This is a genomic window from Bradyrhizobium sp. 25ACV (assembly GCF_054863005.1).
The window spans coordinates 413,596-436,717 of the sequence record NZ_JAVAYO010000001.1; the positions used below are offsets into that span (position 1 = coordinate 413,596).

A 23,122-nucleotide genomic window follows, 5' to 3' on the forward strand; every position below is an offset into this window, starting at 1 on the left:
AGCTTTGTTGAAAATGCAGGACTGTCTACCATGCAAGCGCCAGTCCACCCAACTGCCGCCGGCCGAGGGTAACCCTGTCCTCTCGTCATGGCCGGGCTTGTCCCGGCCATCCACGTCTGACTATTAGAACAGAAAGTGCGTGGATGCCCGGGACAAGCCCGGGCATGACGCCGGTTGGGTGGAAGCAGAATGCCGAGACGGCTCGAAGGTGAATTTGATTACATTGTCGTCGGGGCAGGTACGGCGGGCTGCATCGTCGCCAACCGCCTGTCGGCCGATCCCGGCAATCGCGTCCTCGTCCTCGAAGCCGGCGGCGACGACAACTGGATCTGGTTCCATATCCCGGTCGGCTATCTCTTTGCGATCGGCAATCCGCGCTCGGACTGGATGTTCAAGACCGAGGCCGAGCCGGGCCTGAACGGCCGTTCGCTCGCCTATCCCCGCGGCAAGGTGATCGGCGGCTGCTCGGCGATCAACGCCATGATCTCGATGCGCGGCCAGGCTGCCGACTATGATCATTGGCGCCAGCTCGGCATGACCGGCTGGGGCTATGACGATGTGCTGCCGCTGTTCAAGCGGCTCGAGGATCACTTCCTGGGGGCGAGCGAGCATCACGGCGCCGGCGGCGGCTGGCGCATCGAGGCGCCGCGGCTGTCATGGGACGTTCTCGATGCCGTCGGCGATGCCGCCGAGGAGATGGGCATCAAGCGCATCCCGGATTTCAACACCGGCGACAATGAAGGAACCAGCTACTTCCACGTCAACCAGAAGCGCGGTCGGCGCTGGTCCTCAGCGCGCGGCTTCCTCAAGCCTGCGTTGAACCGCCCGAACCTGCGGCTCGAGAAGCATGTGCTGGTCGACCGCGTCATCATCGAGCAAGGCCGCGCCGTCGGCGTGCGTTTCATCCAGAACGGCGAGATGATCGAAGCGCGTGCGAAACGCGAGGTAGTCCTCTCGGCAGGCTCGATCGGCTCGGTGCAGGTGCTGCACCGTTCCGGCATCGGCCCCGCCGACTGGCTGTCGCCGCTCGGCATCGACATCGTCATGGACAAGCCCGGCGTCGGCCGCAATCTGCAGGACCATCTGCAGCAGCGTGCGATCTACAAGGTCGAGGGCGTGCGCACGCTGAACGAGACCTATTACAACCTGTTCCGCCGCGGGTTGATGGGCCTCGACTACGCCTTCCGCCGCCGCGGTCCCCTGACCATGGCGCCGTCGCAGCTCGGCATCTTCACCCGCTCGGATGCGACGCGCGCCCGCGCCAACATCCAGTTCCACGTGCAACCGCTGTCGCTCGACAAGTTCGGCGATCCCCTGCACCGCTTCCCCGCGATCACGGTGAGCGCCTGCAATCTGCAGCCGACCTCGCGCGGCACCGTGCGGTTGCGTTCGGCGAGCCCTGACGAGAAGCCGATCATCGCGCCGAATTATCTGTCGACCGACGACGACCGCCAGGTCGGCGCCGACGCCATCCGCACCACGCGCCGCCTGATGCAGCAGAAGGCGCTGGCACGATATCGCCCGAGCGAATATCTGCCGGGTCCCTCCGTTGGCGACGACGATGCATCGCTCGCAAAGGCTGCCGGCGATATCGGCACCACGATCTTCCATCCCGTCGGCACCGCCAAGATGGGCGCGGTGAGCGATCCCATGGCGGTGGTGGACGAGCGGCTGCGCTTCTACGGCCTCAGTGGCTTGCGCATTGTCGACGCCTCGATCATGCCGACCATCACCTCGGGCAACACGAATACGCCGACGGCTATGATCGCCGAGAAGGGCGCGACGATGATTTTGGAGGATGCGAAGTAGCATCCTGTCGCATGATCAATCCTCACCGCTTTTCAATCGGCCCCGCCGACGCAGCGATCGCCATGTTGCAATGGGCGAAAGCGGCAAGCCGCCTGCTCTGCTCGTGCATGGCACCGGCTTCGTCGCCGACGTCTGGGACGAGGTCGCGCGCAAGCTTGCATCGGCCTATACGATCTATGCGCTCGACCGCCGCGGCCATGGAGCGAGCCACAAGCCCGGCGCCTATCACTTCCTGGACTATGCCGAGGATGTCTGCCGGGTGGTCGATGCACTCGAGCTGCGCAACATCTACGGCATCGGCCACAGCGCCGGCGCGCCGGATCTGCTGCTCGCGGCAAAACTTCTGCCCGGACGCTTCACACGCCTGTTCGTGATGGAGCCGGCCGTCATGGACCCGCGCGCGGCACGCGCCGGAAGGTTGGACGAGGAATCCCTGTCGCGAGTAGAGGTACGCTGCGCCGACGCGCTGAGTTCGACAGTGCTGAGGCCGTCTTCGAACGCTACCGCGCAGCGCCGGCGTTTGCGGATTGGACCGAGACCTCGCTTCGAGCCTATGTACGCCACGGTTTCGTGCCGCTCGACGATGGCCGGGTGCGACTCTGCTGCGCGCCGGAGATCGAGTGCGCAATCCTGCGTCCGATCTACGAGGCGATGGAGCAGGTCTATGTCGGCGATGCCCGCGGTAATCCGTTTGCCTCGCTCACCGAAATCGACTGCTCGGTGCGCGTCACGACCGCTGCGAAGTCGGGGCCAATCTATGGAAGATGGCGCGACGCGCGGTGGCGCTGATCCCGCAGGCCAGCACGATGGTCTTTGAAGACGCCGGGCATTGCGTGGCGCAGGAAGTGCCGGCGCGTGTGGTCGAAGCCGTCAGAGATTTTTCGAAATAGGTCTCGTGCCCCGGACGCGCTGCAGCGTGCAACGCTGCTGCGCTGAGCCGGGGCCCATCTCGCCACGTCCCGTGAGGCTTTCTGGGTCCCGGCTCTGCGCAGCAACGCTACGTGTTGCAGCGCGTCCGGGACACGAATCACCTCACGAAATCGTCAACACCTCCCGCGAATAAGTCCCCTCCTCCCCCAATCACCTCTCCGAAGCCCAATTCCGGGCGAAGCGGAGATGCGCGATGAGCGGACACGATCACGGCGGCGACGGCGTCAGCCGTCGCAAGGTGCTCGAATGCATGACCTGGGCCGGCACCGGGGTGCTCTGGACCGTCACCGGCGGCGTGCCGCGCTCGCTCGGCATCATCGATTCCGCGCAGGCCGCGACCGCCGCCACGCCCGGCATGAGCTTCCTCCAGATCAGCGACAGCCATGTCGGCTTCGACAAGCCGGCCAATCCCAACGCGCTCGGCACGCTGGAGGAGGCCGTGAACAAGATCAACGCGATGCCGGCAAAACCGTCCTTCATGATCCACACCGGCGACATCACGCATCTGTCCAAAGCCGCCGAGTTCGACAATGCCGAGCGCATCATCTCGCAGAGCAAGCTCGACGTGCACTACGTGCCCGGCGAGCATGACTTCCTCGACGAGGAGGTGAAGTTCTATCGCGAGCGTTATGGCCGCGGCACCAAGGGCCAGGGCTGGTACTCCTTCGATGCCGGCGGCGTGCACTTCATCGGCCTCGTCAACGTCGTCGACCTCAAGGCCGGCGGTCTCGGCAATCTCGGCGCCGAGCAGCTCGCCTGGCTCCAGGACGATCTGCGCGGCAAGTCGAAATCGACGCCGATCGTGCTGTTCGCGCACATCCCACTCTGGACCGTCTATCCCGAATGGGGCTGGGGCACCGAAGACGGCGGCCGTGCGCTGGAACAGGTGAAAGGCTTCGGCTCGGTCACCGTGCTGAACGGCCACATCCACCAGGTGATGCAGAAGGTCGAGGGTAACGTCACCTTCCACACCGCGCGCTCCACCGCCTTCCCGCAGCCAGCGCCAGGGGCCGCCCCCTCTCCCGGACCGATGAAGGTCGAGGACGCCAAGCTGCGCGGCATGCTCGGCGTTGCCAGCATCAACTTCAAGCAGAACGAGCAGCGGCTCGCGATCATCGACACGCCGCTCCAGGGCTGAGGTGGAAGCTGACAATGAAGACACTCAATCGCCGCGACTTCGGCGTCGATCTCGGCCTCGCTTTGGCTGCGGCCATCCTGCTGCCCGCAACAAGCGCTCGTGCCGACGACATGGACGTGCATATCGACAATTTCGTTTTCCAGCCGGCCGAGCTCAAGATCAAGGTCGGCACCACCGTGACCTGGACCAACCGGGACGACATCCCGCACACCGTGGTGTCGGCCGGCAAGTTCAGGTCCAAGACCCTGGACACCGAAGACAAGTTCTCGTTCACCTTCACCAACGCGGGCGACTACAAGTATTTTTGTTCGCTGCATCCGCACATGACGGGGATGATCAAGGTTGAGTAACGTCTCCAACCAAGGCATCAACGTCTTGCCCGGCCGGTGGTCCCACGCCGGCCGGGCTCCTGCGTCTCCGGCGACATCAGGCGAAACGGCAAAGCGAGCGGCGATGCCACTGACAAGCGACGATCTGGACAAGGCGCAACGCTTCCGCGAAGCGGCGCTGCCCCATCTCGACGACGTCTACACGCTCGCGCGCTATCTGCTGCGCGACGCCTCCGACGCGGAAGATGCGGTGCAGGAGTGCTATCTGCGCGCACTGAAGCACTTCGACAGCTATCGCGGGCCGGCGATGAAGCCCTGGCTGTTCGCGATCCTGCGCAATGTCTGCAACGCGGAATACGCACGGCGCGCGCACAGGCCCAGCGCGCTCGAGGATACGCCCGGCGCGGCCGAGCAGACCCCGATCTGGCAGGAGAGCGAGGCGAGCCCGGAGACCGAAGTCCTGCGCAGCCGCGATGCCGGCGCCATCCGCAAGCTGATCGAGGCGCTCGCCGAGCCGTTCAAGGAAACCTTCGTGCTGCGCGAGATCAACAACCTGTCCTATCGTGAGATCGCAGAAGCCGTCGGCGCGCCCATCGGCACCGTGATGTCCCGCCTCGCTCGCGCCCGTGCCCTGCTGCGCGCGGCCTGGACGGCGGAAGAGGAGCAAGCGAAATGACCTGCGACGAAGCAAGGATCCTGCTTCACGCGCTGCTCGACAACGAGCTCGATGCCGGCCACGCGCGCGAGGTCGAAGCCCATATCGCCGGCTGTCCGGGCTGCGCTGCGGAGCTTGTCGCACAGCGCGAGATGCAGGGCGTGCTCGCCAATACCAGTCTGCGCTACACCGCGCCCGCAAGCCTGCGCACCAGGATCGAGGCCTCGCTGCCGCAACCGCAACGCCAGCCGAGCCGCCGCTCCGTGCTGCGCGGCTTTGCGATGGGCTCGGCGGTCTCCGCGCTCGCGGCAACCGGAATCGTCGCCATCGTGCTGCGCCAGGACGACCAGCAGCGCATCCTCTCGGAGGTCGTCTCCGCGCATCTGCGCTCGCTGCAGGCCGGCCACCTCACCGACGTGATCTCGACGGACCAGCACACCGTGAAACCGTGGTTCAACGGCAAGCTCGACGTCGCCCCGCCCGTAATCGATCTCACCGCGCAGGGTTTTACGCTGGTCGGCGGCCGGCTCGATTATATCGACGCCCGCGCCATCGGCGCGGTCGTCTACAAGCGTCGCCAGCACGTGATCAACCTGTTCGTGGCACAGACCGCGAGCACCGAACATCGGCCGCCGAAGACCCAGACCATGCAGGGCTTCAACTGCCGCCGCTGGGGCGAGCGCGGCCTGAACTTCTGGGCCGTTAGCGACATCGGCGCCGACGAGCTCGCCGAGTTCGTCGACAAGTTCGAGGTGGCCATGAAGGCGAATGTGGAGGGGTAGAACTAACGCACAACGTCATTGCGCGGAGCGCAGCGACGAAGCAATCCAGGCTGCCTCCGCCGAGATAGTTTGGATTGCTTCGCTCGCAATGACGATTGCCGAGATGGCTCGGCCGAAATCAGGCCGACCGTCGCACCGCGTTGTCCACCAGCGTCTTGCCGAGCGACCAGATCGCGCCGGGGACCTTGTGGCTGCCGGCGATGACGTCGTCGAACGCCTTCTCGATCCAGCTGCAGTCTTCCTCGGTGATGGTGAGCGGCGGCAGCAGCTTGATGGTGTGGCTGCCGTGGCCGGCGACCTGAGTCAGGATCTTGTGATCCTTGAACAGCGGCACGGTGATGAGCTGGCAGAACAGGCCCTTGTTGGCCGTCTCCAGCACGTTCCAGGAGGCGCGCAGCCGCAGCGATTTCGGCGGGCCGAACTCGACGCCGATCATCAGGCCCTTGCCGCGCACTTCCTTCATCAGCTCGTAGCCGGGCACCATGCGCGTCAGCGCGAGGCGCAGCTCGGCGCCGCGCTTGGCGGCGGACTCGATCAACTTCTCGGACTCCATCACGTCCAGCGTAGCGATGCCTGCAGCCATCGCGAGGTCGTTCTTGGAGAAGGTGGAACCGTGCACCACCGCGCGGTCCATCTGGTTGAATATCTTGTCGAAGATGGCCTTGCGCGTCAGCACCGCGCCGACCGGCACGTGGCCGCCCGACAGCGACTTCGACAGCAGCACCATGTCGGGCTCGACGTTCCAGTGCTCGACCGCGAGGAAGCGGCCGGTGCGGCCCATGCCGGTCTGGATTTCGTCGGCGACGAACAGCGTGCCGTATTTCTTGCAGAGCGCGGCGGCGCCCGGCAGGAACTCGTCGGTGGGCATGTTGACGCCCTTGCCCTGGATCGGCTCGACCACGAACGCTGCGACCTCACGCGAGGCCAGCGCCTTTTCCAGCGCGGCCAGATCGTTGAACGGGATCGAGGTGCAACCCGGCAGCAGCGGCTCGAAGCCGGTGCGGAAGTTCGAATCACCCGTCAGCGACAGCGCACCATAGGTTAGGCCGTGATAGCCGTGGGCGCAGTAGACGATGCCGGGGCGGCCGGTGGCGCCGCGCGCGAACTTGATCGCGGCTTCGACGCATTCGGCGCCGGAATTGGCGAAGAACGCCTTGTCCAGGTAGGGGACATATTTCAGCAGCCGCTCGGCGAGCACGCCGGCGAGCACGGAGACGTCGAACTGGACGAGGTTGGGCAGGTCGGCATCGAGCACGCTCTTGAGCGCGTCGCGCATGACCGGATGATTGCGCCCGATCGCAAACACGCCAAAGCCGGACAGCAGGTCGAGATAGCGCGCGCCGTCGCGATCGTAGAGATACTGCCCCTGCCCCTTCTGGAAGCCGACATCGTAGCCGATGGTCTTGAGAACCCGAACGAACTGCTCGTTCAGATACCGATTATGCAGGGTGCTGCGCTGGGCCTGACGGTCCGCGAAAAGCTCAGACATGTCTGGATTTGGGCTGTGCATCCGTTACATACTTCGGTTGAGGGCCGTCTCGTCAACTGAAAAGGGACCGTTACTGAAAACGGTCTGTGCGGCCTTTTGCCCTTTTTCGGACCATCTTCGCAAGCACAGCTTTAGCCCATGTTGCACTGCCAAGGAACTATCATGCGTTTAGCCCTTTACACCGGACTAATACTGGCTGGCGGTTACACCTGCCTGACCCCGGCGCTCGCCGCCGATCCCACCGGCGATTGGCGGGTTGCCGACGGCGTCGCCAACATTCGCGTCGCCCAATGCAATGGCAGCATGTGGGGCGCGGTTTCCTGGGAAAAGCAGCCCGGCGGCCGCGACGAGAACAATCCGGATGCCTCGAAAAAGACCCGTCCGACGCTGGGCATGGCGACGCTGATCGACATGAAGAAGAAGCCCGGCGCCGATCAGTGGGAAGGGCAGGTCTACAACGCCAAGGACGGCCAGCTCTATAGCGCGACCATCACGCCGGCCGGCGCCGACCAGCTCGAAATCAAGGGCTGCGTAATGGGCTTCCTCTGCGGCGGCGAGACCTGGACCCGGGTCGGCCCGCCGATCCCCTTGAGCACCGCCAATGCCATGGCCAAGGGCGCGCCCAAGTCCACCGGCGCCGCGCCGAAGGCTCAGGGCACGATGGGCGCGACAGCGGCGCCGGCGCCGGCGGCCCCAAAGAGCGCCACCGCCCCCGCCAAGCCGGGTCAGAAAGCGGCCGCCGACCCGGTCGGCGACATCTGCCTACTCCCTGAGATTGCGGGGTTTGCCCATTAGGGCCGGCTGGAACAGCAGCACGGCGGCGAGCGTCGTCACCAGCGAGAGTGCCAGCAGCTTGCCCATGCTGGACGTGCCGGGATGGCTGGACAGCCACAGGCTGCCGAACGCGGTCGCCGTCGTCAGCGCGCTGAAAAAGATCGCGCGCGTCAGGCTGGTCTGGAGCAGGTTTGTCCTGCCCGAGCGCCATGCCACGACATAGTAGATCTTGAAGGCGACGCCGACGCCGAGCAGCAGCGGGAACGCGACGATGTTGGCGAAGTTGAGCGGCAGGCCGATCAACACGCAGATCTCGAGCGTCACCGCGCCGGCAACCAGGAGCGGCACCAGCGTCATCAGCACGTCGACGAAGCGGCGTAGCGTGATCCACAGCAAGAGGCCGATCACCAGCAGCGCGTAGATGCCGGCGTGAATGAACGCCCGCACCACGGTGTCACCTGATTTCAGGATCGAGACCGGCCCGCCGATCGCGGTCGGCTCGGCAACGAGCACCGCCGCCGCAAATTTGCGCAGCGTGTCGTTGTCGTTGGGATCGCCCTTGGGCAGCGCCTCGACGCGGATGATGCCGTCCTTGCTCTTCCAGGCGCTGACGAGATCGGGCGGCAGTGAGCTCAGGGTGACAGGCCCGGCCTGCATCGCGTTCCTGAGCTGGTCGAACACGATCTTCATCGGCGTGACGAACACGTCCTGCGCCTTGTTGCGCGTGGCCTCGTCGCCATTGGCGAGCTTTTCGAGCGCGTCTGCCAGACGGCGCGAGGCGATCGAGCCCGGCCCCTTCGCATCGCCCGCGGTCCGGCGCAGATTGTCGACCGAGGATTTCAGCGCCTCGACGTTTTCCTTGTCGGTCGGCGCCGCATCGATCTGATCAGGGTTGAGCGCGGGATTCAGCACCTTGGCGCCCTGCGCGAGCAGCTTCAGCTTCGGCGGCTGATCCTCCGGCACGAAGCTGTTGAGCGACATCACCCGCAGCACCTCGGGCACCTTTTCGAGCTTCGCCTCGACCTGCTTTGCCTGCTCCTCGGACGTGGTCATCACGTTGATGGCATTGGCGCCGGTGTTCGGATCCTTGCGCAGGTCGAGGAAGGTCGCGATCGATTCCGCCCTCGGGTTGCGCAGGTTCATCGGGTTGAAATCGAACTTCATGAAATAGAGTAGCGGCAGGCCGGCGAGCGCCAGCATCAGCGTGCCGCCCACGACCAGCACGCGGTGCTTCTCCAGAAAGTGATCGAGCGGCGCCAGGAAGGCGTAGCCGACCGGCTCCTTCTCGCCGGGCGGATTCAGCAGCTTCAGCATGGCCGGCAGAACGGTGATCGAGGAAAGGAACGCCACCAGCATGCCGACGCCGGCGATCTGGCCCAGCTCCGCGATGCCCTTGTAGTCGGTCGGCATGAAGCAAAGGAAGCCGGCCGCGGTCGCCATCGCCGCGAGCGACAGCGGCACCGCCGAGCGCTTCGCCGCCAGCACCAGCGCGCCCGTGAGATCGTTGTGCTTGTAGCGCTCGGAGCGGTAGCGGACGCTGTACTGGATGCCGAAATCGACGCCGAGGCCGACGAAAAGCACCGCGAATGCGATCGACAGCAGATTGAACGATCCGACCATCATCAGGCCGGCCGCGGTCGTCAGCGCGAGGCCGACGAAGAGATTGACGAACACCGCGAAGATGATCTTCGACGAATGCAGCGCCAGCCACAGGATGAGCAACACGACGAGCACCGTGCCGACGCCGTTGACGACGGCGCCTTCCTGGACTGTCGCGTATTCCTCGTTGGCGATCGGCACCGGGCCGGTCAGCCGCACCCGGGCCTGGTATTTGGTCGCAAAATCCAGATCCACTGCCGCCTTGCGGATCGCGTCGGTGGCATCCTTGCCGGGCTCCAGCGCGTTGTAGTCGAGGATCGGCTTGAACTCGATGAAGGCGCGCTTGTCCGAATCCTTCAGCGGCTCGTCGCTGACGAGCTCGCGCCAGGAGAAGCTCGCATTGCCCTTGTTGAGCACGGTCTCGACCGTCTGCGCGATCAGGTTGAACGGACGCTCGGTGTTGTCGAGCTTGACCTGGCCGCGCTTGACGCCGGCAAGTCCCGTCTCCAGCGCGCCGGTCAGGCCGCGGATCGAGGGATCGCCAGCCATGATCTCGATCAGGGGCGCTGCAGATTCGAATTGGCTGGTGATCTTGCCGACCTCTTCGGTCGGCAGGAACAACAGTCCGTTCTTTTCGAAGAACTCGCCGCTGCCGAGTTGCTGCAGGGACTGGAAGTTGGTCTTGTCGTCCTTCAGCCTGGCATAGAGCGCGTCCGCCGCTGCGCTCGTCATCTCCGGGGTCCGGGCCTCGACCACGGCGAGGATCGTTTCGTTTTGATCGAACGCCTTGTCGAACTGCTGGTCACGCTTGCGCCAGTCGAGATTCTGGGAAATCAGCGAATTGATGTCGGTGTTGATGGCGAAGTGGCGCGCAGCGTAATAGCCCGCTCCCACCGACAGCAGGAGCCCGAGAACGACGACGAGGGAGGCAAACCGGGTGCAGGCCCTGACGATGGCAACGACTACGCTTTGCAGCACTTCTTTTCTTTCTGCGGTTAACAGCTTGCCGGAAACGCCCGCTGTTTATCGGAGTTCCCGGGCGAAACCTATTGCTGTTTTGAGAGGTTCTCGCCGCCAGAAGGTTCGAGGTAAACGGCGGCAGACCGTGGCAAAATCAAGCGGGGCGGTGGGTATAGCCGGGGAGTTGAGGCGGGAAAGTGACGAAGGGCTGGTCACTGATGTCGCTGGCTTGCATACACCCACCTCTCTACTATAATACCGTAAAATCGGCCTAGCAGGGAACTCAGGTCCATTCGGCCTTTCCTTACCGCCGATTTTTTGACACAAAGTATTGCGCCTCCATGCGCCGGAGCCCCGACGGGGGTGGGTGGCTACCGCGTGCGCGAACCAATGGTGCGGATATTGCAACGCATTGGTCAGTATCGAGGTGCCGCCGGGAACTGAAGCGGATTGGTGCAACTTGCGTGATGGGCGTCCAATGGAAGTTTATCTGGCGCAACCGCGCGGCTTTTGCGCGGGCGTGGTGCGTGCGATCGAGATCGTGGAACGGGCGCTGGAAAAGTACGGCCCGCCCGTCTACGTGCGCCATGAGATCGTACACAACAAATACGTGGTCGAAAGCCTGAAGAACAAAGGCGCCATCTTCGTCGAGGAGCTGTCCGAGGTGCCGCCGAAGGCAGTAACGGTCTTCAGCGCTCACGGCGTCGCCCGCAGCGTCGAGGAAGAGGCCGCCGCGCGCGACCTTCCCGTGCTCAATGCCACCTGCCCGCTGGTCACGAAAGTTCACAATCAGGGGAAGCGCTACATCACCAAGGGCCGCACGCTGATCCTGATCGGCCATGCCGGCCACCCCGAGGTCGAGGGCACGATGGGCCAGGTTCCCGCCCCCGTGCTGCTTGTCCAAAGCGTTCAAGAGGTTATGGCCCTGACGTTGCCGGCTGATACGCCAGTGGCCTACATCACCCAGACCACCCTGTCGGTCGACGACACCAAGGATATCATCGCGGCCCTTCAGACCCGCTTTACAGATATTCAAGGTCCGGATATCCGGGATATCTGCTATGCGACACAGAACCGCCAATCTGCGGTAAGGGACTTGAGCAAGCTGGTCGACGTGATCTTGGTGGTGGGCGCTGCCAATAGCTCGAATTCGAACCGGCTTCGCGAAATCGGCACCGAAGCCGGCGTCGCGAGTTATTTGATTGCCGACGGCAGCGAGCTCAATCCGGAGTGGTTGAAAAATGCCAGGACCGTCGGCATCACGGCCGGCGCTTCGGCGCCCGAGGTACTCGTGGATGACGTGATCGAAGCGATGCGGCGAATCGGACCGGTCAAGGTCCAGGTGTTGCCGGGCCGCGAGGAAAACATCGAATTCCGGCTTCCGGCCCAATTGGCTGCGAGCTGACCCACCCGAATTGAAAAGCCCAGAAAGAAACTTTGTAATGGCCATCCCCTTCTTCAAGGAAATGCGTATCGGCGGCTATTTGCTCAAGCAGAAACTGCTTGGCCGCAAGCGCTATCCGCTCGTGCTGATGCTGGAGCCGCTGTTTCGTTGCAACCTCGCCTGCGTCGGCTGCGGCAAGATCGATTATCCGGATGCGATCCTCAACCGCCGCATGACCGCGCAGGAGTGCTGGGACGCGGCCGACGAGTGCGGCGCGCCGATGGTCGCCATTCCCGGCGGCGAACCGCTGATCCACAAGGAGATCGGCGAGATCGTGCGCGGCCTCGTTGAGCGCAAGAAGTTCGTCTCGCTCTGCACCAACGCGCTGCTGCTCGAGAAGAAGCTCGATCTGTTCGAGCCCTCCCCGTATCTGTTCTTCTCCGTGCATCTCGACGGCCTGAAGGACCATCACGACAAGGCGGTGTCGCAGAAGGGCGTGTTCGACCGCGCCGTCTCCGCGATCAAGGCGGCCAAGGCGCGCGGCTTCACCGTCAACGTCAACGCCACCATCTTCGACGGCCACCCGGCCGAGGAGATCGCGAAGTTCCTGGACCTCACCGTCGAGCTCGGTGTCGGCGTCTCGATGTCGCCCGGCTACGCCTATGAGCGCGCGCCGGACCAGGAGCACTTCCTCAACCGCACCAAGACCAAGAAGCTGTTCCGCGACGTCTTTGCGATGGGCAAGGGCAAGAAGTGGAATTTCATGCATTCCGGCCTGTTCCTGGACTTCCTCGCCGGCAACCAGGAATACGAGTGCACGCCGTGGGGCATGCCCGCGCGCAACATCTTCGGCTGGCAGAAGCCCTGCTATTTGCTCGGTGAAGGCTACGCCAAGACCTTCAAGGAGCTGATGGACACCACCGACTGGGAGACCTACGGCACCGGCAAGTACGAGAAGTGCGCCGACTGTATGGCCCATTGCGGCTATGAGCCGACGGCGGCGACCGCAGCCCTCAACAACCCGCTGAAGGCGATGTGGGTGTCGCTGCGCGGCATCAAGACCTCGGGGCCGATGGCGCCGGAGATCGACATGAGCAAGCAGCGCCCGGCGCAGTACATCTTCTCGGCGGAAGTGCAGAAGCGCATGTCGGAGATTCGCAAGGACGAGGCCGAGGCCGCGCAGGCGAAGGCCGCGCAGAAGGCTTCGACTGCGGCGTAAAGCGGCAATCATATTTACAACCGAGAAAGGCCCGGTCGCGAACGCGACCGGGCCTTTGTCTTGTGCGCCGTCAGACGAGCGGCCCGTGTCCCGGACGCGCTGCAGCGCTCTTTGCGCTGCTGCGCAGAGCCGGGACCCAGCAGCCGGGTGCCGTGTCGATGCATGGGCCCCGGCTCTGCAGCGCATCGTCGAACCGGACGATGCTTCGCATCGCCGGGGGGACGCTGCGCTGCGTCCGGGGCACGAGTCGCGAATGTGTTGCCCGCTCTCTCCACGCCGTCATTGCGAGGAACTCTTGCGACGAAGCAATCCAGAATCCTTCCGCGGAAAGATTCTGGATTGCTTCGCTGCGCTCGCAATGACGGCGTATGTGGCACCGGCTCGCTTTCACCATCAGCGCTCTTCCTCGCAGACACACCTGCGCACTCTCGCGGCTTCTTTCGCCCGAGCTTTGCTGTTCGTTCGCGCCCCATGAAGCCAGAGGGCGCAGGGAAGGCCGGGCGCCGGCGGCACCCGCGGTCCGCGTGCATGGAAAAACGCACACGGGGTGGACTACAGGTGTTGCCGGTCGCCCGGCCTTCCCTGCGCGGATGGTTTTAACGGCCTCCTTCGTGCTCTCCTCGGGGAGCGATGCACTGTTGCCCCCGTCGCGTTGCGGCTAATCGATGCGCGCCCGGTCGGGCCGCCGCATCACCGCAAGGCTTGACGCCAGCCTGCGGGCGTCAGGACCACACGACTTCTCCGTCCGCGGACGGTTTGACCTGATCGCCGAGAGCTAGCGTGTGCTCGACCCCGACGACGACCAAAACCGCTGTGACCACGCCGTTCGTCCCGCGTTGCGCATGACTCACGGTCGCCCGCCCTGTCATCGCCTCTCGCGCCGGCGCTGCCGCGTCCACCGCACCCCGACCCGCATCTCGTGACGATCGCGAAGCGCCCCTCTGGGAGGGCCGGGATGAGCGCTCTATGCCACAAATCCGAAATTCTGGAAAGTGGAATATTTTTGGGCGGTGGGGTTGACGGGTGTTGGGGTGTTTTGCCCGACGGGTCATTTCGACCAGCCGCTTGCCGCGCCACTAGCCGTCGGTCGAAGACAGCGGTCGCCTCATTGCCCCCGCCTCCGACCCCACGGAAGGAGCGAGGAATGCACGATGAACGATCTCGCGTGCCTCGACCTGAAGCTGTATATTCGCGTCAGCGTCTACAGGAGGCTGCCCTGCCCAACACCGCCAAGGTCTTCAAGTCTGGCAACTCCCAGTTCGTCCGATTGCCGATGCAATTTCATCTGTCGTGCGATGAAATCGAGGTGGCGCGGCAAGGTGATGCCGTCGTTCTACGCCCCCAGCGGGAGACCGCCGAAACTTGGGCATCTCTTCGAACTGCCGTCGCGCGCGGCTTCAGCACTGACTTCACAACCAAGGAACAGCCGGATAGGCCGTGGGATGCTTGAGCTCTTCGCGAAACCCATCGTCGCCCCCTCACCAATCGATGGGTTTCGCTTCACTCTACCATCCCACGAGCCAAGAGTTTGCGATGTTAGTATCCAACTATGAATTTGCCGAGGGGCGCTTGCCAGCGTGGCGTCTTCGAAGCGCGACAAGAGCATTTTTCGCAATCTTGCCAGGGGCAATCGGAGCGGTCGTTAACGCCCAATCGAATGCTCTGCCCCTTCCCCTCACAGGACATGTCCCGATTTGCTCGGCTAGGGGGCGGCTAGCTCAAGCTGGTCGGGATATCGCCGTGCGAGTAATGGCTGTCGCGTTGATCTCGTTCTCATTGCTTTCGTGCAGCGTATCACCTTCCATCGCTCTGGAGGACCAGAGCTTCCCCCATTTCATCTGGCAGAGAGACAAATCCAACGGGATGGAAATCGCGATGTCGAAAGGCGAGCCAACCTTCAATTTCTTTGATGTCGGCGACCTTTCGGTGAACAGTCTCTACCTCGTTCAACAGGTTCTCGGTTACATCTCGCACGGCGCGAAACGAAAGGATATCCCGAAGCCGCTCGGCCAAAGGTGAACGGGGCATCTGGCAACGCAGATATTGGGAGCATACCATTCGCGACGAAATCGATTTCGCCCGGCATGTCGATTATGTTCACATCAATCCGGTCAAACACAGGCTCGTCGACCGGGTCCGCGACTGGGCGCCGTCCTCGTTTCATCGTCACGTGGAGCTCGGCAACTATCCAGCCGATTGGGCGGGCGATCAGGCAGATGACGGCCGCGATTATGGAGAACGGTAATCGGAAAGCGATGGGTTTAGCCTACGCCCTCCCCATCAAACCTCCAGCCGATTTGGCGGGCGATCAATCAGATGATGACCGCGATTACGGAGAGCGGCGATCGGGAAGAGATGGGTTTCGCAAGGGCTCAACCCATCCTACGCCCTAATTTCGTATCGTTGCCCCCATGGCTGTTGCTTCATTCCTGATGAGACCAAGGAGCTCTTCTGGAGAAGTATTGCCAATGACGTCAGCGGGCCGATCCATGCTAAGAGGGCGATACAAGAAGCCCAGCTTGGGCTGAGGCAAATAGACCGCCAACACGGCAGCGCCTCGCCAGAAACCATGCAGAACCTGATAGTGATAGACCTTCAGTCCCCCACTATCATCAGCAGTCGCGCCACTGAGACGGAGATCGTTGCACAAGGTTGCTCCGGCCATGTCCTGATAAGTATGCCCGACTGGCGAAGCCAACAGAGTGACGAAAAATCCACCGACGTGCTTGTCAACGAACCGAGTAGGATCACCGAGGAATTGCGCCGCGACCCAATTGAGCCGAACCTCATCTGGCCAGCCTATTGGGGTAGGCGCAGCAGATTCAAGACTCACTAGAGCATCCGCGACTGACGGCTCTCCTATCCATAAGAGACTATCGCTCCTCGTGATCTCGCCGCCTCGCCACACCTTCATCATCGCAATTCCATCGCGATGCGATGCAATCAAGAACTCCGTTACTAATTCTTCATCGTGCGCAGTCTCAGCGTTCGTTGACCTCAACGGCTCGATTATATCCTCGATCCGGGCATTGCTACGCGCGATTTGAGCCGCCCGCTGTAACGCTGGCAATGCATGATCGACTGAACCCGCGTAGGCTGCCGAAACGTGCTCCGCCAGGACCACCGCCTTGACCCGGCCCGGGATAATGTCTTTCTTCGCGGCCGACCTCGATGAAATCATCGTGTCGGCAATGATCAGTATTCGATCGCCAAAGCGGCGCGCCAATCCAACTGTCATTTTATTCCTCGGGAATTGCGGGGCGCGAGTTTACTCAATCATCGTTATCCACCCTCCGTCGGCTTCGGGCCACACTACTCGGCTTCGCGTACCCCCTCATAACCCACCTGTTTCGCCGCCTTGACGAGCTTGCGATCGAAAGTGACGAAGGCCTCGCAATGCCCGGATCTCGTCAGATGCAGCGCATCGGCGAAATCCATTCCTCTCTCGGCAAGGTCGAGTGCCGTCGCAACCGTCGCGCCGTCCTCGACGGTAACGGTCGGAAGTCCTGCGAAGGCACGAAGCGCATGCACGACGTCCGCGGCCTGAAAGCCGTACGCGCTTCGCAGCACCCACTCGACTTCGAGTAGCACCGTAGCCGCGGCGAAGACCCTCTCGCCGTCGATCAAGGCGCGGGCACGTGCGGATTGGGTGGCGTGATCTCCGGTCAGGTAGCGGACGATCAAGTTGGTATCAATCGCGATCATGCCGCCGCCTGGCTTCAGTAAGCACGCTTTCGTCCATCTCTTCGAGCGTCTTCGGCTTGTCGCGGTAAGCCAGGACCCCGAACACCTCTTCCGGCCGCGTCGCCGCAAAGGCCGGCGCCGGCTTCAGCAGGACGCCCTCCGAAGTCTCCTCGACGGTGAGCCGCGTTCCCGCCTTCCACTCCCGCCGTCGGCGAATGGAGTTGGGCAGAATGACCTGGCCCTTGGTGGAAACGATAGTCGTGAGCTTGTCCGTGACGGCCATTGCCCAACCTTTTCAAAGTAAGACAAATGTAAGATAATCGCAGATGGGCTCACATTCAAGCCGTCAGATGGTGGTGCGGAGGCCAGGTCGATGGATTCCGCCGCCCGTGACGACGATCACGCAATTCAAAAAGAAAGGCCCAGTCACACGACCGGGCCCTTATCCTCTTGCGTGCTCGCAGAAACCGCTCAGGCCGCCTTCGACACCAGCGTCTCGCTCTCGACGATCTCGGTACCGATCAGATAGTCGCGGCATCCGCGCAGTGAGCGCAGCGCGCGGTTGAAGTCTATACCGGTCGAGACCAGCGCATGCAGCGTCGCCGGATTGCGCACGATGCCGCGCAGCACGGCCGCGAGGTCGATCTGGCCGTTCGGCTTGATCGCGGCACGGGCGAGCGCCGGCAGCGCGCGGTGGGCGGGGTCGCTGATGACGCGAACTGCGGCAAACGGCAAGCCGGCTTCAGCGGCGTAGGCGGCGGCGATGTGGCTTTCCATGTCGACAGCCGCAGCGCCCGTCTCCGAGTGCAGCGCCGCCTTGCAGGCGCGCTTGGTGACCACTTCCTCGGCACCGGCGAGGCTGCCGCGTACCACGCGGCGACGGCCCGAGGTCAGGCGGTCGATCAATTCGTCGCCGAGCGAGAGCCCTGCGGCCCAGCGGGTGTCGCCGTCGAGCACTTCGGTCGCCAGCACGACGTCTCCGGAGCGCAAGCTCGGGTCGAGCCCGCCGGCCACGCCGAACGAGATCACGCCGCGAATCGTCTCTGGATCCACCACCGTCAGCAGCGCCCGCAACTGGGTCGGGCTGCTGGATGAACAAATAACAGCCATTCCGGGCCCGGCTGCGATGCGGGCCTCCTGAACCAGTCCGGTCACGATCAGTATCGGCCGCGGGTCGATGGCATTACCCACGGTAAAATAGTCCCCCGTCCCCAAAGTCACATTCCGACCCCTACCACCCTGCTGTTGGTGTTCCGCAAGTTCCGATACCGCGCCAGTGCCCACAGCGGAAAGAACTTTGGGTAACCATGATACCGCAGATAGAACACGCGGGGGAAGCCTGTGGCGGTGTACCGCTGCTCGTCCCACAGTCCTTTTTCGTTCTGTGTTGCAATCAGGTACTCCACCCCGCGGGCGACGGCCGGGTGATCAACCTCGCCTGCCGCCATCAGGGCAAGCAAGGCCCATGCCGTTTGCGAGGCGGTCGAGGGGGCGGCCTCCCATCCCCGGTAGTCGAGGCGGTAGCTGACGGCGTCCTCGCCCCAGCCGCCGTCCTCGTTCTGGATCGAGGCCAGCCAGCCGGCAGCCTTCCGAATCATGGGGTCCTTGTGGTCGACCCCGGCCATGTTGAGGGCACAGAGCACCGACCAGGTTCCATAGATGAAATTCATGCCCCAACGGCCGTACCAGGAGCCCTCAGGGTGCTGGGTCTTCCGCAAATAGGCGACCCCGTCAGCCACGTGCTTGCTGGTCTTCTCGGTCTCGCCGAGCTGGGCCAGCATCGAGATGCAGCGCGCCGTGACGTCCTCAGTCGGCGGGTCGAGCAACGCGCCGTGGTCCGAGAACGGGATGTTGTTGAGATAGTATTCGAGATTGTTGACGTCGAAGGCAGCCCAGCCGCCATCGTCGCTCTGCATGCCCTCGATCCACTCCCGGCCGCGATCGATCGCGGCGTCGTAGCCGGTCGCACCGTGCTCCCGGCGCATGCGGTCCATCGACATCACCACCACGGCGGTGTCGTCGAGATCGGGGTAATGCGCATTGTTGTACTGGAAGGCCCAGCCGCCCGGACGCACGTCGGGCCGCTTCACGGCCCAGTCGCCCTTCACCTCGAGCTCCTGCTTCGGGATCAGCCAGTCGAGGCCCTGCTTGGCCGCAGGCACCGCCTTGTCGCCGCTGGCTTCCAGCAGCGCATGCGCCGTCAGCGTCGTGTCCCACACCGGCGAGACGCAGGGCTGGCAATAGGCCTCGTCGTCTTTGATCACGAGCAGTTTGTCGATGCCCCGGCGCGTGATCGCGCGCGGCGGGAAGTTCTCATCCTTGCCGAGCGCGTCGTACATCATGACGATGTTGGCCATGGGCGGGTAGATCGCGCCCATGCCGTCCTCGCCGTTGAGCCGCTCCTCGGTGAAGGCGAGCGCCGCATCGATGGCGCGCTTGCGCAAGGCCTTCGGGAACATCGGCTCGATCACGCGCAAGACGGCGTCGAGCGAGCGAAACAGCACGAACCAGGCCATGCTCTGGTGCGGCGCCTTCGCGGTCATGCCGATCGAGCGCGGATCCTGCAGGAACAGCTCGTCGATGCCGACGCCCTTCGGGTTCTTCGCGCGCGGCTTCAGCGCTGCGAGCACCATCAACGGCACCATGGTGGTGCGCGCCCAGTATGAGATCTTGTTGAGGTGGAACGGCGACCAGAACGGTAGCAGCACGATCTCGATCGGTAGCACCGGCACCGCGCGCCAGGTGACGACGCCAAACATCGCAAGCAGGAAGCGCGTGAAGACGTTGCTGTGAATCGCACCGCCGCGCGCGTGAATGGCCTCGCGCGCGCGCACCATGTGCGGGGCGTCGACGGAATCGCCAATCATCTTCAGCGCGAAATAGGCCTTCACGCTGGCGCTCATGTCGAACTCGCCGTCATGCACCAGCGGCCAGCCGCCATGGGCGCCCTGCACGCGGCGCAGATAATTGGCGATCTTGGCTTCGAGCACGGCATCGACCGGCTCGGCGAGATAGTGGCGCAACAGGACGTATTCGGCCGGAATCGTGCAGTCGGCCTCGAGCTCGAACACCCAATGGCCGTCCGCCTGCTGGAAGTCGACGACGCCCTGCGTCGCCGATGCAATGCTCGATTCCAGGATGCCCGATTGCAAGATGCCCGATTGAAGGGCTTCGCGGCTGGTCGCGTTCACGGAATCCATCTCGCTCGATTGCTCCGATAGTCGATTGAAATTGGCCGGGACGTCTGCCCGTCAGGGCCGCCTTTCAGGATCCTTTGGCGGCGAGAACCAGATCGGCGGCGCGATCACCGGACCGGACCGATCCCTCGATGGTTGCAGGCAATCCCGTAGCAGTCCAATCACCCGCGAGGAACAGGTTTTTCAGCGCAGTGACCGGCCCCGGACGCAGGGCATTCTGCGCCGGCGTCGCCGCAAATGTGGCACGACGCTCGCGCACGATCTGCCAGGGGGGCAACTCGCCGGACACGCCGCCGGCCTTGCAAACGTCGTTCCAGATCGTCTGCGCGAGTTCCTCACGCGGCATGTCGACCAGACGGTCGCTGTTGCTGATGGTGACGGACAAGCGGTTCGGGAACGCGAACAGCCACTCCACGACGCCGCCGATCACGCCGAGGATCGGCGCCGAACCCCGCGGCGGTGTGATCCGGAAATGCGCATTCACGATGGCGCGATATTCGGTCGGCGTCTTCACGCCCGGCAGCAGGCTCGCAGCAGCACGCGGCGGCACCGCCATCACGACGACATCGCCCTCCCCGATCTGAACGACATCCTCGCCGCCGAAATTCAGCGCACTCGCCCTGCCGTCGGTGGTCGTGAAGGAGCGCAGCTCATGGCCGAGCTGCACGGTATGGCCACGGTCCTGCAGGAACTTCACGGCCGGCTCGATCAGAACGGCGCTGAGGCCGTCGCGCGCGATGAGGGGACGGCAGGCCTGTCCGCCGGCAAGCAGCGTCTCGCGCACGATGGCGCCGGCAAGCCCGGCCGAGCCCTCGGGCGGATCGACGTTGAGCGCCGCGAGCAGCAGCGGCTGCACCAGACGCTGATAGAGCACGCCTTCGCAAGGAATGGATTTGCCGACCAATGTGTCTTCCGACGCCCAGATCAGCGGCGCCAGTTTCAGATAATCGGTGAGGCTCGTGTCGGGCACGCGGCGGCCTTCGTCGAGCACCCAGGTCGGCAGCCGGCCGGTGCCGAGATCGATCTGCCAGCGCTGCCCGGTCTTGATGTCGACGAAGGGAAACTGCGCGCTGTCAGGACCGACGAGGCCGGCCTCGCTGCCGATCGAACGCGCATAGGCACGCGCGTGGCTGTTGCCCGACAGCAGCAGATGATTGCCGTTGTCGATGGTGAGATTGGTGGCGCCGTCGAAATAGGAACGGCAACGGCCGCCGGCCTGCTGCGTCGCCTCGTGCACGGCGACCTTGAAGCCGGCATTGGCGAGCCGCACGGCGGCGGAAAGGCCGGAAATCCCGGCGCCGATGATATGAGCTGTCTTTTGCATCAGATGAAAGCGTAGCGGAGCAGGATCAGGATACGTGTGACCTTTGACACACGCACCGGCTGGCGCGGCGCGTTGAAGCCGCGCGCAATCAGGAGATCCAGAATGGAATGATAGTATTTCGACATGATCCGCGGCGCGCGCACCGTGCGGCGCTTGTTGCGGTTCATGATCTCGTCCGACTTCTCGAAATGCGCCTTCGCACGCTGCATCAGCGGCAGGCAGACCTTCGGCAGCGCGCGCTCGGCGATCACGCGGTTCGGATCGTCGGAGGTGATGCCGGCATGCAGCAACGCCTCGCGCGGCAGATAGAGCCGGCCAAGGCCGGCGTCTTCGTCGATGTCGCGCAGGATATTGGTGAGCTGAAGCGCGCGGCCCAGATGATAGGCGAGCTGGATGCCGTCCTCTTCCGGCAAGCCGAACACCCGCACCGACAGCCGTCCCACCGCGCTGGCGACGCGATCGCAATACAGATCCAGCGTCGCCATGTCGGGCGCGCGGATGTCCTGCGGGACGTCCATCTCCATGCCGTCGACGATGGCGAGGAAATCCTCGCGCTTGAGGCCGAAGGTCTTCACCGAGCCGACGTAGTCCTTCAGGCGCGGCGGCGGATTGCCCTGATAGAGCGCGTCGATGTCGTTGCGCCATTCCTGAAGCGCGGCGAGCCGCTCGGCGCGCGGGCCGTCGGAATCGGCGATGTCGTCGACCTGCCGGCAGAAGCTGTAGATCTGGAACATCGCTTCGCGCTGGTCATGCGGCAGGATGCGCATCGCGGCATAGAACGAGCTGCCGGATGCGGTCGAGCCATAATTGGCGCCGGGCGAGGTCGCCTCAAGCGTCATGTGCAGTCCCCGGTCTGGAAATGGCCTTGCGTCCAATCGCGCGGCGGCCGACCTCGCCGATCATTCCGGCAAGGCTGAAGGTGAGCAGTTCGAACTTGTTCAGGTGCACCCGCTCGCGCAGGGGATCGCGCACTTTGAGCAGGCGCACGATGCGGTCGGCATAGGCCTGGATCACCGCGACGTCGACGCCGAGACGAAAATCCCGGATCTCCGCAGCGAGCGCCCTGCCCTCGTCGAGCAACGCTTCGTTGCGAACGGCAAGCGCTTGCAAGCAGGCCAGCATCGCCGGTGGCGACTGCGAAAGCCCGAGCTGCTCGACGGAGGCACCGTGTGCTGCCAGCGCATCGCGCGGCAGATAGACGCGGTTGAGCTCGCGAAAATCCTTGCCGCAATCCTGGAGGTGATTGTTGATCTGCAAGCCTGCACAGAGCGCATCCGATGCGGCCCAGGTCGAGGTGCTCTCGCCGTGGACATCGAGCATGAAGCGGCCGACCGGCATCGCCGAGTAACGGCAATAGTGGATGACCTCGTCCCAGTTCTCGTAGCGCAGCTTGGTCACGTCCATGCGGAACGCGATGAGCACGTCGAGCGCATGGCGCGGCGCCATGCCGCGCTCGGCCAGTGCACGGCGCAGGATCACGGCCTCAGCCTGGGTGTCGCCCTTGCCGAGCAGCTCCGCCTCGAGCAGGTCGAGATAAGCGAGCTTCTGGTCGGGCGGCAGGGTCGCGTGATCGGCAATGTCGTCGGCGGTGCGGACGAAATTGTAATACGCCAGGATCAGGGCGCGATGACGCGGATGAATGATCCAGGACGCGACGGGAAAATTCTCGTCGCGGTCACCTTTACCGGATCGCAATTCGCTCGCAGAGGTCATCGAGGGCTGGTTTACAATCGTTTGGACAGGAAGGGCTTGTTCGCTCGCGCGGGCTCATGCCGGCGATCCGCCGCGGCCCCCATATAGGGGAATACGACCGCAAAACCAATCCTGTCTCTCGATGGCTGCCCTTCCG

The 23,122-nt window shown here is 63.9% G+C and carries 21 protein-coding genes and 1 pseudogene; 12 read left to right on the forward strand and 10 right to left on the reverse strand.

Features of this window, described 5'->3' with window-relative positions:
• Positions 1-189: 189 nt before the first annotated feature.
• The 6 genes from RAD04_RS01795 to RAD04_RS01820 all read left to right on the forward strand — a co-directional run bounded on the left by RAD04_RS01795 (position 190) and on the right by RAD04_RS01820 (position 5,643).
• Complete coding sequence (locus RAD04_RS01795; protein ID WP_461622381.1) at positions 190-1,809, forward strand: GMC family oxidoreductase; 1,620 nt, start codon at positions 190-192, stop codon at positions 1,807-1,809.
• Positions 1,799-2,626 carry an alpha/beta fold hydrolase gene (locus tag RAD04_RS01800; RefSeq protein ID WP_461622382.1) on the forward strand — a complete coding sequence of 276 codons (828 nt, stop codon included), beginning with the start codon at positions 1,799-1,801 and terminating at the stop codon, positions 2,624-2,626. Before RAD04_RS01795 ends, RAD04_RS01800 begins: the two co-directional genes overlap by 11 nt.
• Before the next feature lie 306 nt (positions 2,627-2,932).
• Positions 2,933-3,877: a metallophosphoesterase family protein gene (locus RAD04_RS01805; RefSeq protein ID WP_461622383.1), complete on the forward strand. Its 945-nt coding sequence runs from the start codon at positions 2,933-2,935 to the stop codon at positions 3,875-3,877.
• Between the two features lie 14 nt (positions 3,878-3,891).
• The gene (locus RAD04_RS01810; protein ID WP_461622384.1) at positions 3,892-4,227 is read left to right on the forward strand and encodes a cupredoxin domain-containing protein; all 336 of its coding nucleotides are present in this window, start codon (positions 3,892-3,894) and stop codon (positions 4,225-4,227) included.
• Between the two features lie 103 nt (positions 4,228-4,330).
• Positions 4,331-4,882, forward strand: a complete 552-nt coding sequence (locus tag RAD04_RS01815; protein ID WP_461622385.1) for a sigma-70 family RNA polymerase sigma factor — start codon at positions 4,331-4,333, stop codon at positions 4,880-4,882.
• Positions 4,879-5,643: an anti-sigma factor family protein gene (locus RAD04_RS01820; RefSeq protein ID WP_461622386.1), complete on the forward strand. Its 765-nt coding sequence runs from the start codon at positions 4,879-4,881 to the stop codon at positions 5,641-5,643. Before RAD04_RS01815 ends, RAD04_RS01820 begins: the two co-directional genes overlap by 4 nt.
• Positions 5,644-5,761: 118 nt before the next feature.
• Here RAD04_RS01820 and hpnO read toward each other — a convergent pair whose 3' ends face one another.
• Positions 5,762-7,153 (reverse strand): aminobacteriohopanetriol synthase HpnO, encoded by a 1,392-nt coding sequence (gene hpnO / locus RAD04_RS01825; RefSeq protein WP_018315705.1) that lies wholly within the window; start codon positions 7,151-7,153, stop codon positions 5,762-5,764.
• 141 nt (positions 7,154-7,294) lie between these two features.
• On the opposite strand from hpnO, the gene RAD04_RS01830 reads away from it, so the two are divergent.
• A complete protein-coding gene (locus tag RAD04_RS01830) occupies positions 7,295-7,927 on the forward strand; it encodes a DUF2147 domain-containing protein (protein WP_461622387.1) in 633 nt (210 codons plus the stop codon).
• Here the strand turns inward: RAD04_RS01830 and hpnN are convergent.
• Positions 7,895-10,483 (reverse strand): hopanoid transporter HpnN, encoded by a 2,589-nt coding sequence (hpnN, locus tag RAD04_RS01835; protein ID WP_461622388.1) that lies wholly within the window; start codon positions 10,481-10,483, stop codon positions 7,895-7,897. The two genes, RAD04_RS01830 and hpnN, sit on opposite strands and share 33 nt — an antisense overlap.
• A 460-nt stretch (positions 10,484-10,943) precedes the next feature.
• Between hpnN and ispH the strand changes: the two genes are divergently transcribed.
• The 5 genes and pseudogenes from ispH to RAD04_RS01860 all read left to right on the forward strand — a co-directional run.
• On the forward strand, positions 10,944-11,870 hold the full coding sequence (gene ispH / locus RAD04_RS01840) for a 4-hydroxy-3-methylbut-2-enyl diphosphate reductase (RefSeq protein ID WP_461622389.1): 927 nt from the start codon (positions 10,944-10,946) through the stop codon (positions 11,868-11,870).
• Positions 11,871-11,907: 37 nt separating this feature from the next.
• A complete protein-coding gene (hpnH, locus tag RAD04_RS01845; RefSeq protein WP_461622390.1) occupies positions 11,908-13,068 on the forward strand; it encodes an adenosyl-hopene transferase HpnH in 1,161 nt (386 codons plus the stop codon).
• Positions 13,069-14,212: 1,144 nt separating this feature from the next.
• Entirely contained in the window at positions 14,213-14,518 is a 306-nt protein-coding gene (locus RAD04_RS01850; protein ID WP_461622391.1) for an antitoxin, read from the forward strand.
• Between the two features lie 299 nt (positions 14,519-14,817).
• Positions 14,818-15,087, forward strand: a complete 270-nt coding sequence (locus RAD04_RS01855; RefSeq protein ID WP_461622392.1) for a hypothetical protein — start codon at positions 14,818-14,820, stop codon at positions 15,085-15,087.
• Positions 15,059-15,313: pseudogene (locus RAD04_RS01860) on the forward strand (transposase); the annotation flags it as partial. The gene RAD04_RS01855 and the pseudogene RAD04_RS01860, both read left to right, overlap by 29 nt.
• A 144-nt stretch (positions 15,314-15,457) precedes the next feature.
• On the opposite strand, the gene RAD04_RS01865 reads toward RAD04_RS01860, so the two are convergent.
• The 8 genes from RAD04_RS01865 to hpnC all read right to left on the reverse strand — a co-directional run bounded on the left by RAD04_RS01865 (position 15,458) and on the right by hpnC (position 22,986).
• Entirely contained in the window at positions 15,458-16,306 is an 849-nt protein-coding gene (locus RAD04_RS01865; protein WP_461622393.1) for a hypothetical protein, read from the reverse strand.
• A 74-nt stretch (positions 16,307-16,380) separates the two neighbouring features.
• On the reverse strand, positions 16,381-16,773 hold the full coding sequence (locus RAD04_RS01870; RefSeq protein ID WP_179733964.1) for a type II toxin-antitoxin system VapC family toxin: 393 nt from the start codon (positions 16,771-16,773) through the stop codon (positions 16,381-16,383).
• On the reverse strand, positions 16,760-17,035 hold the full coding sequence (locus tag RAD04_RS01875; protein ID WP_461622394.1) for an AbrB/MazE/SpoVT family DNA-binding domain-containing protein: 276 nt from the start codon (positions 17,033-17,035) through the stop codon (positions 16,760-16,762). The genes RAD04_RS01870 and RAD04_RS01875 overlap by 14 nt, the downstream gene beginning before the upstream one ends.
• A gap of 188 nt (positions 17,036-17,223) precedes the next feature.
• Entirely contained in the window at positions 17,224-18,036 is an 813-nt protein-coding gene (locus RAD04_RS01880; RefSeq protein WP_461622395.1) for a phosphorylase, read from the reverse strand.
• Positions 17,970-19,952: a squalene--hopene cyclase gene (gene shc / locus RAD04_RS01885; RefSeq protein ID WP_461622396.1), complete on the reverse strand. Its 1,983-nt coding sequence runs from the start codon at positions 19,950-19,952 to the stop codon at positions 17,970-17,972. The genes RAD04_RS01880 and shc overlap by 67 nt, the downstream gene beginning before the upstream one ends.
• 64 nt (positions 19,953-20,016) lie before the next feature.
• Positions 20,017-21,273 carry a hydroxysqualene dehydroxylase HpnE gene (hpnE, locus tag RAD04_RS01890; RefSeq protein ID WP_461622397.1) on the reverse strand — a complete coding sequence of 419 codons (1,257 nt, stop codon included), beginning with the start codon at positions 21,271-21,273 and terminating at the stop codon, positions 20,017-20,019.
• Positions 21,273-22,112, reverse strand: a complete 840-nt coding sequence (gene hpnD, locus RAD04_RS01895) for a presqualene diphosphate synthase HpnD (protein ID WP_461622398.1) — start codon at positions 22,110-22,112, stop codon at positions 21,273-21,275. The genes hpnE and hpnD overlap by 1 nt, the downstream gene beginning before the upstream one ends.
• Positions 22,102-22,986, reverse strand: coding sequence for a squalene synthase HpnC (gene hpnC, locus RAD04_RS01900; protein ID WP_461622399.1), 885 nt, complete (start codon positions 22,984-22,986; stop codon positions 22,102-22,104). The genes hpnD and hpnC overlap by 11 nt, the downstream gene beginning before the upstream one ends.
• Positions 22,987-23,122 lie beyond the last annotated feature (136 nt).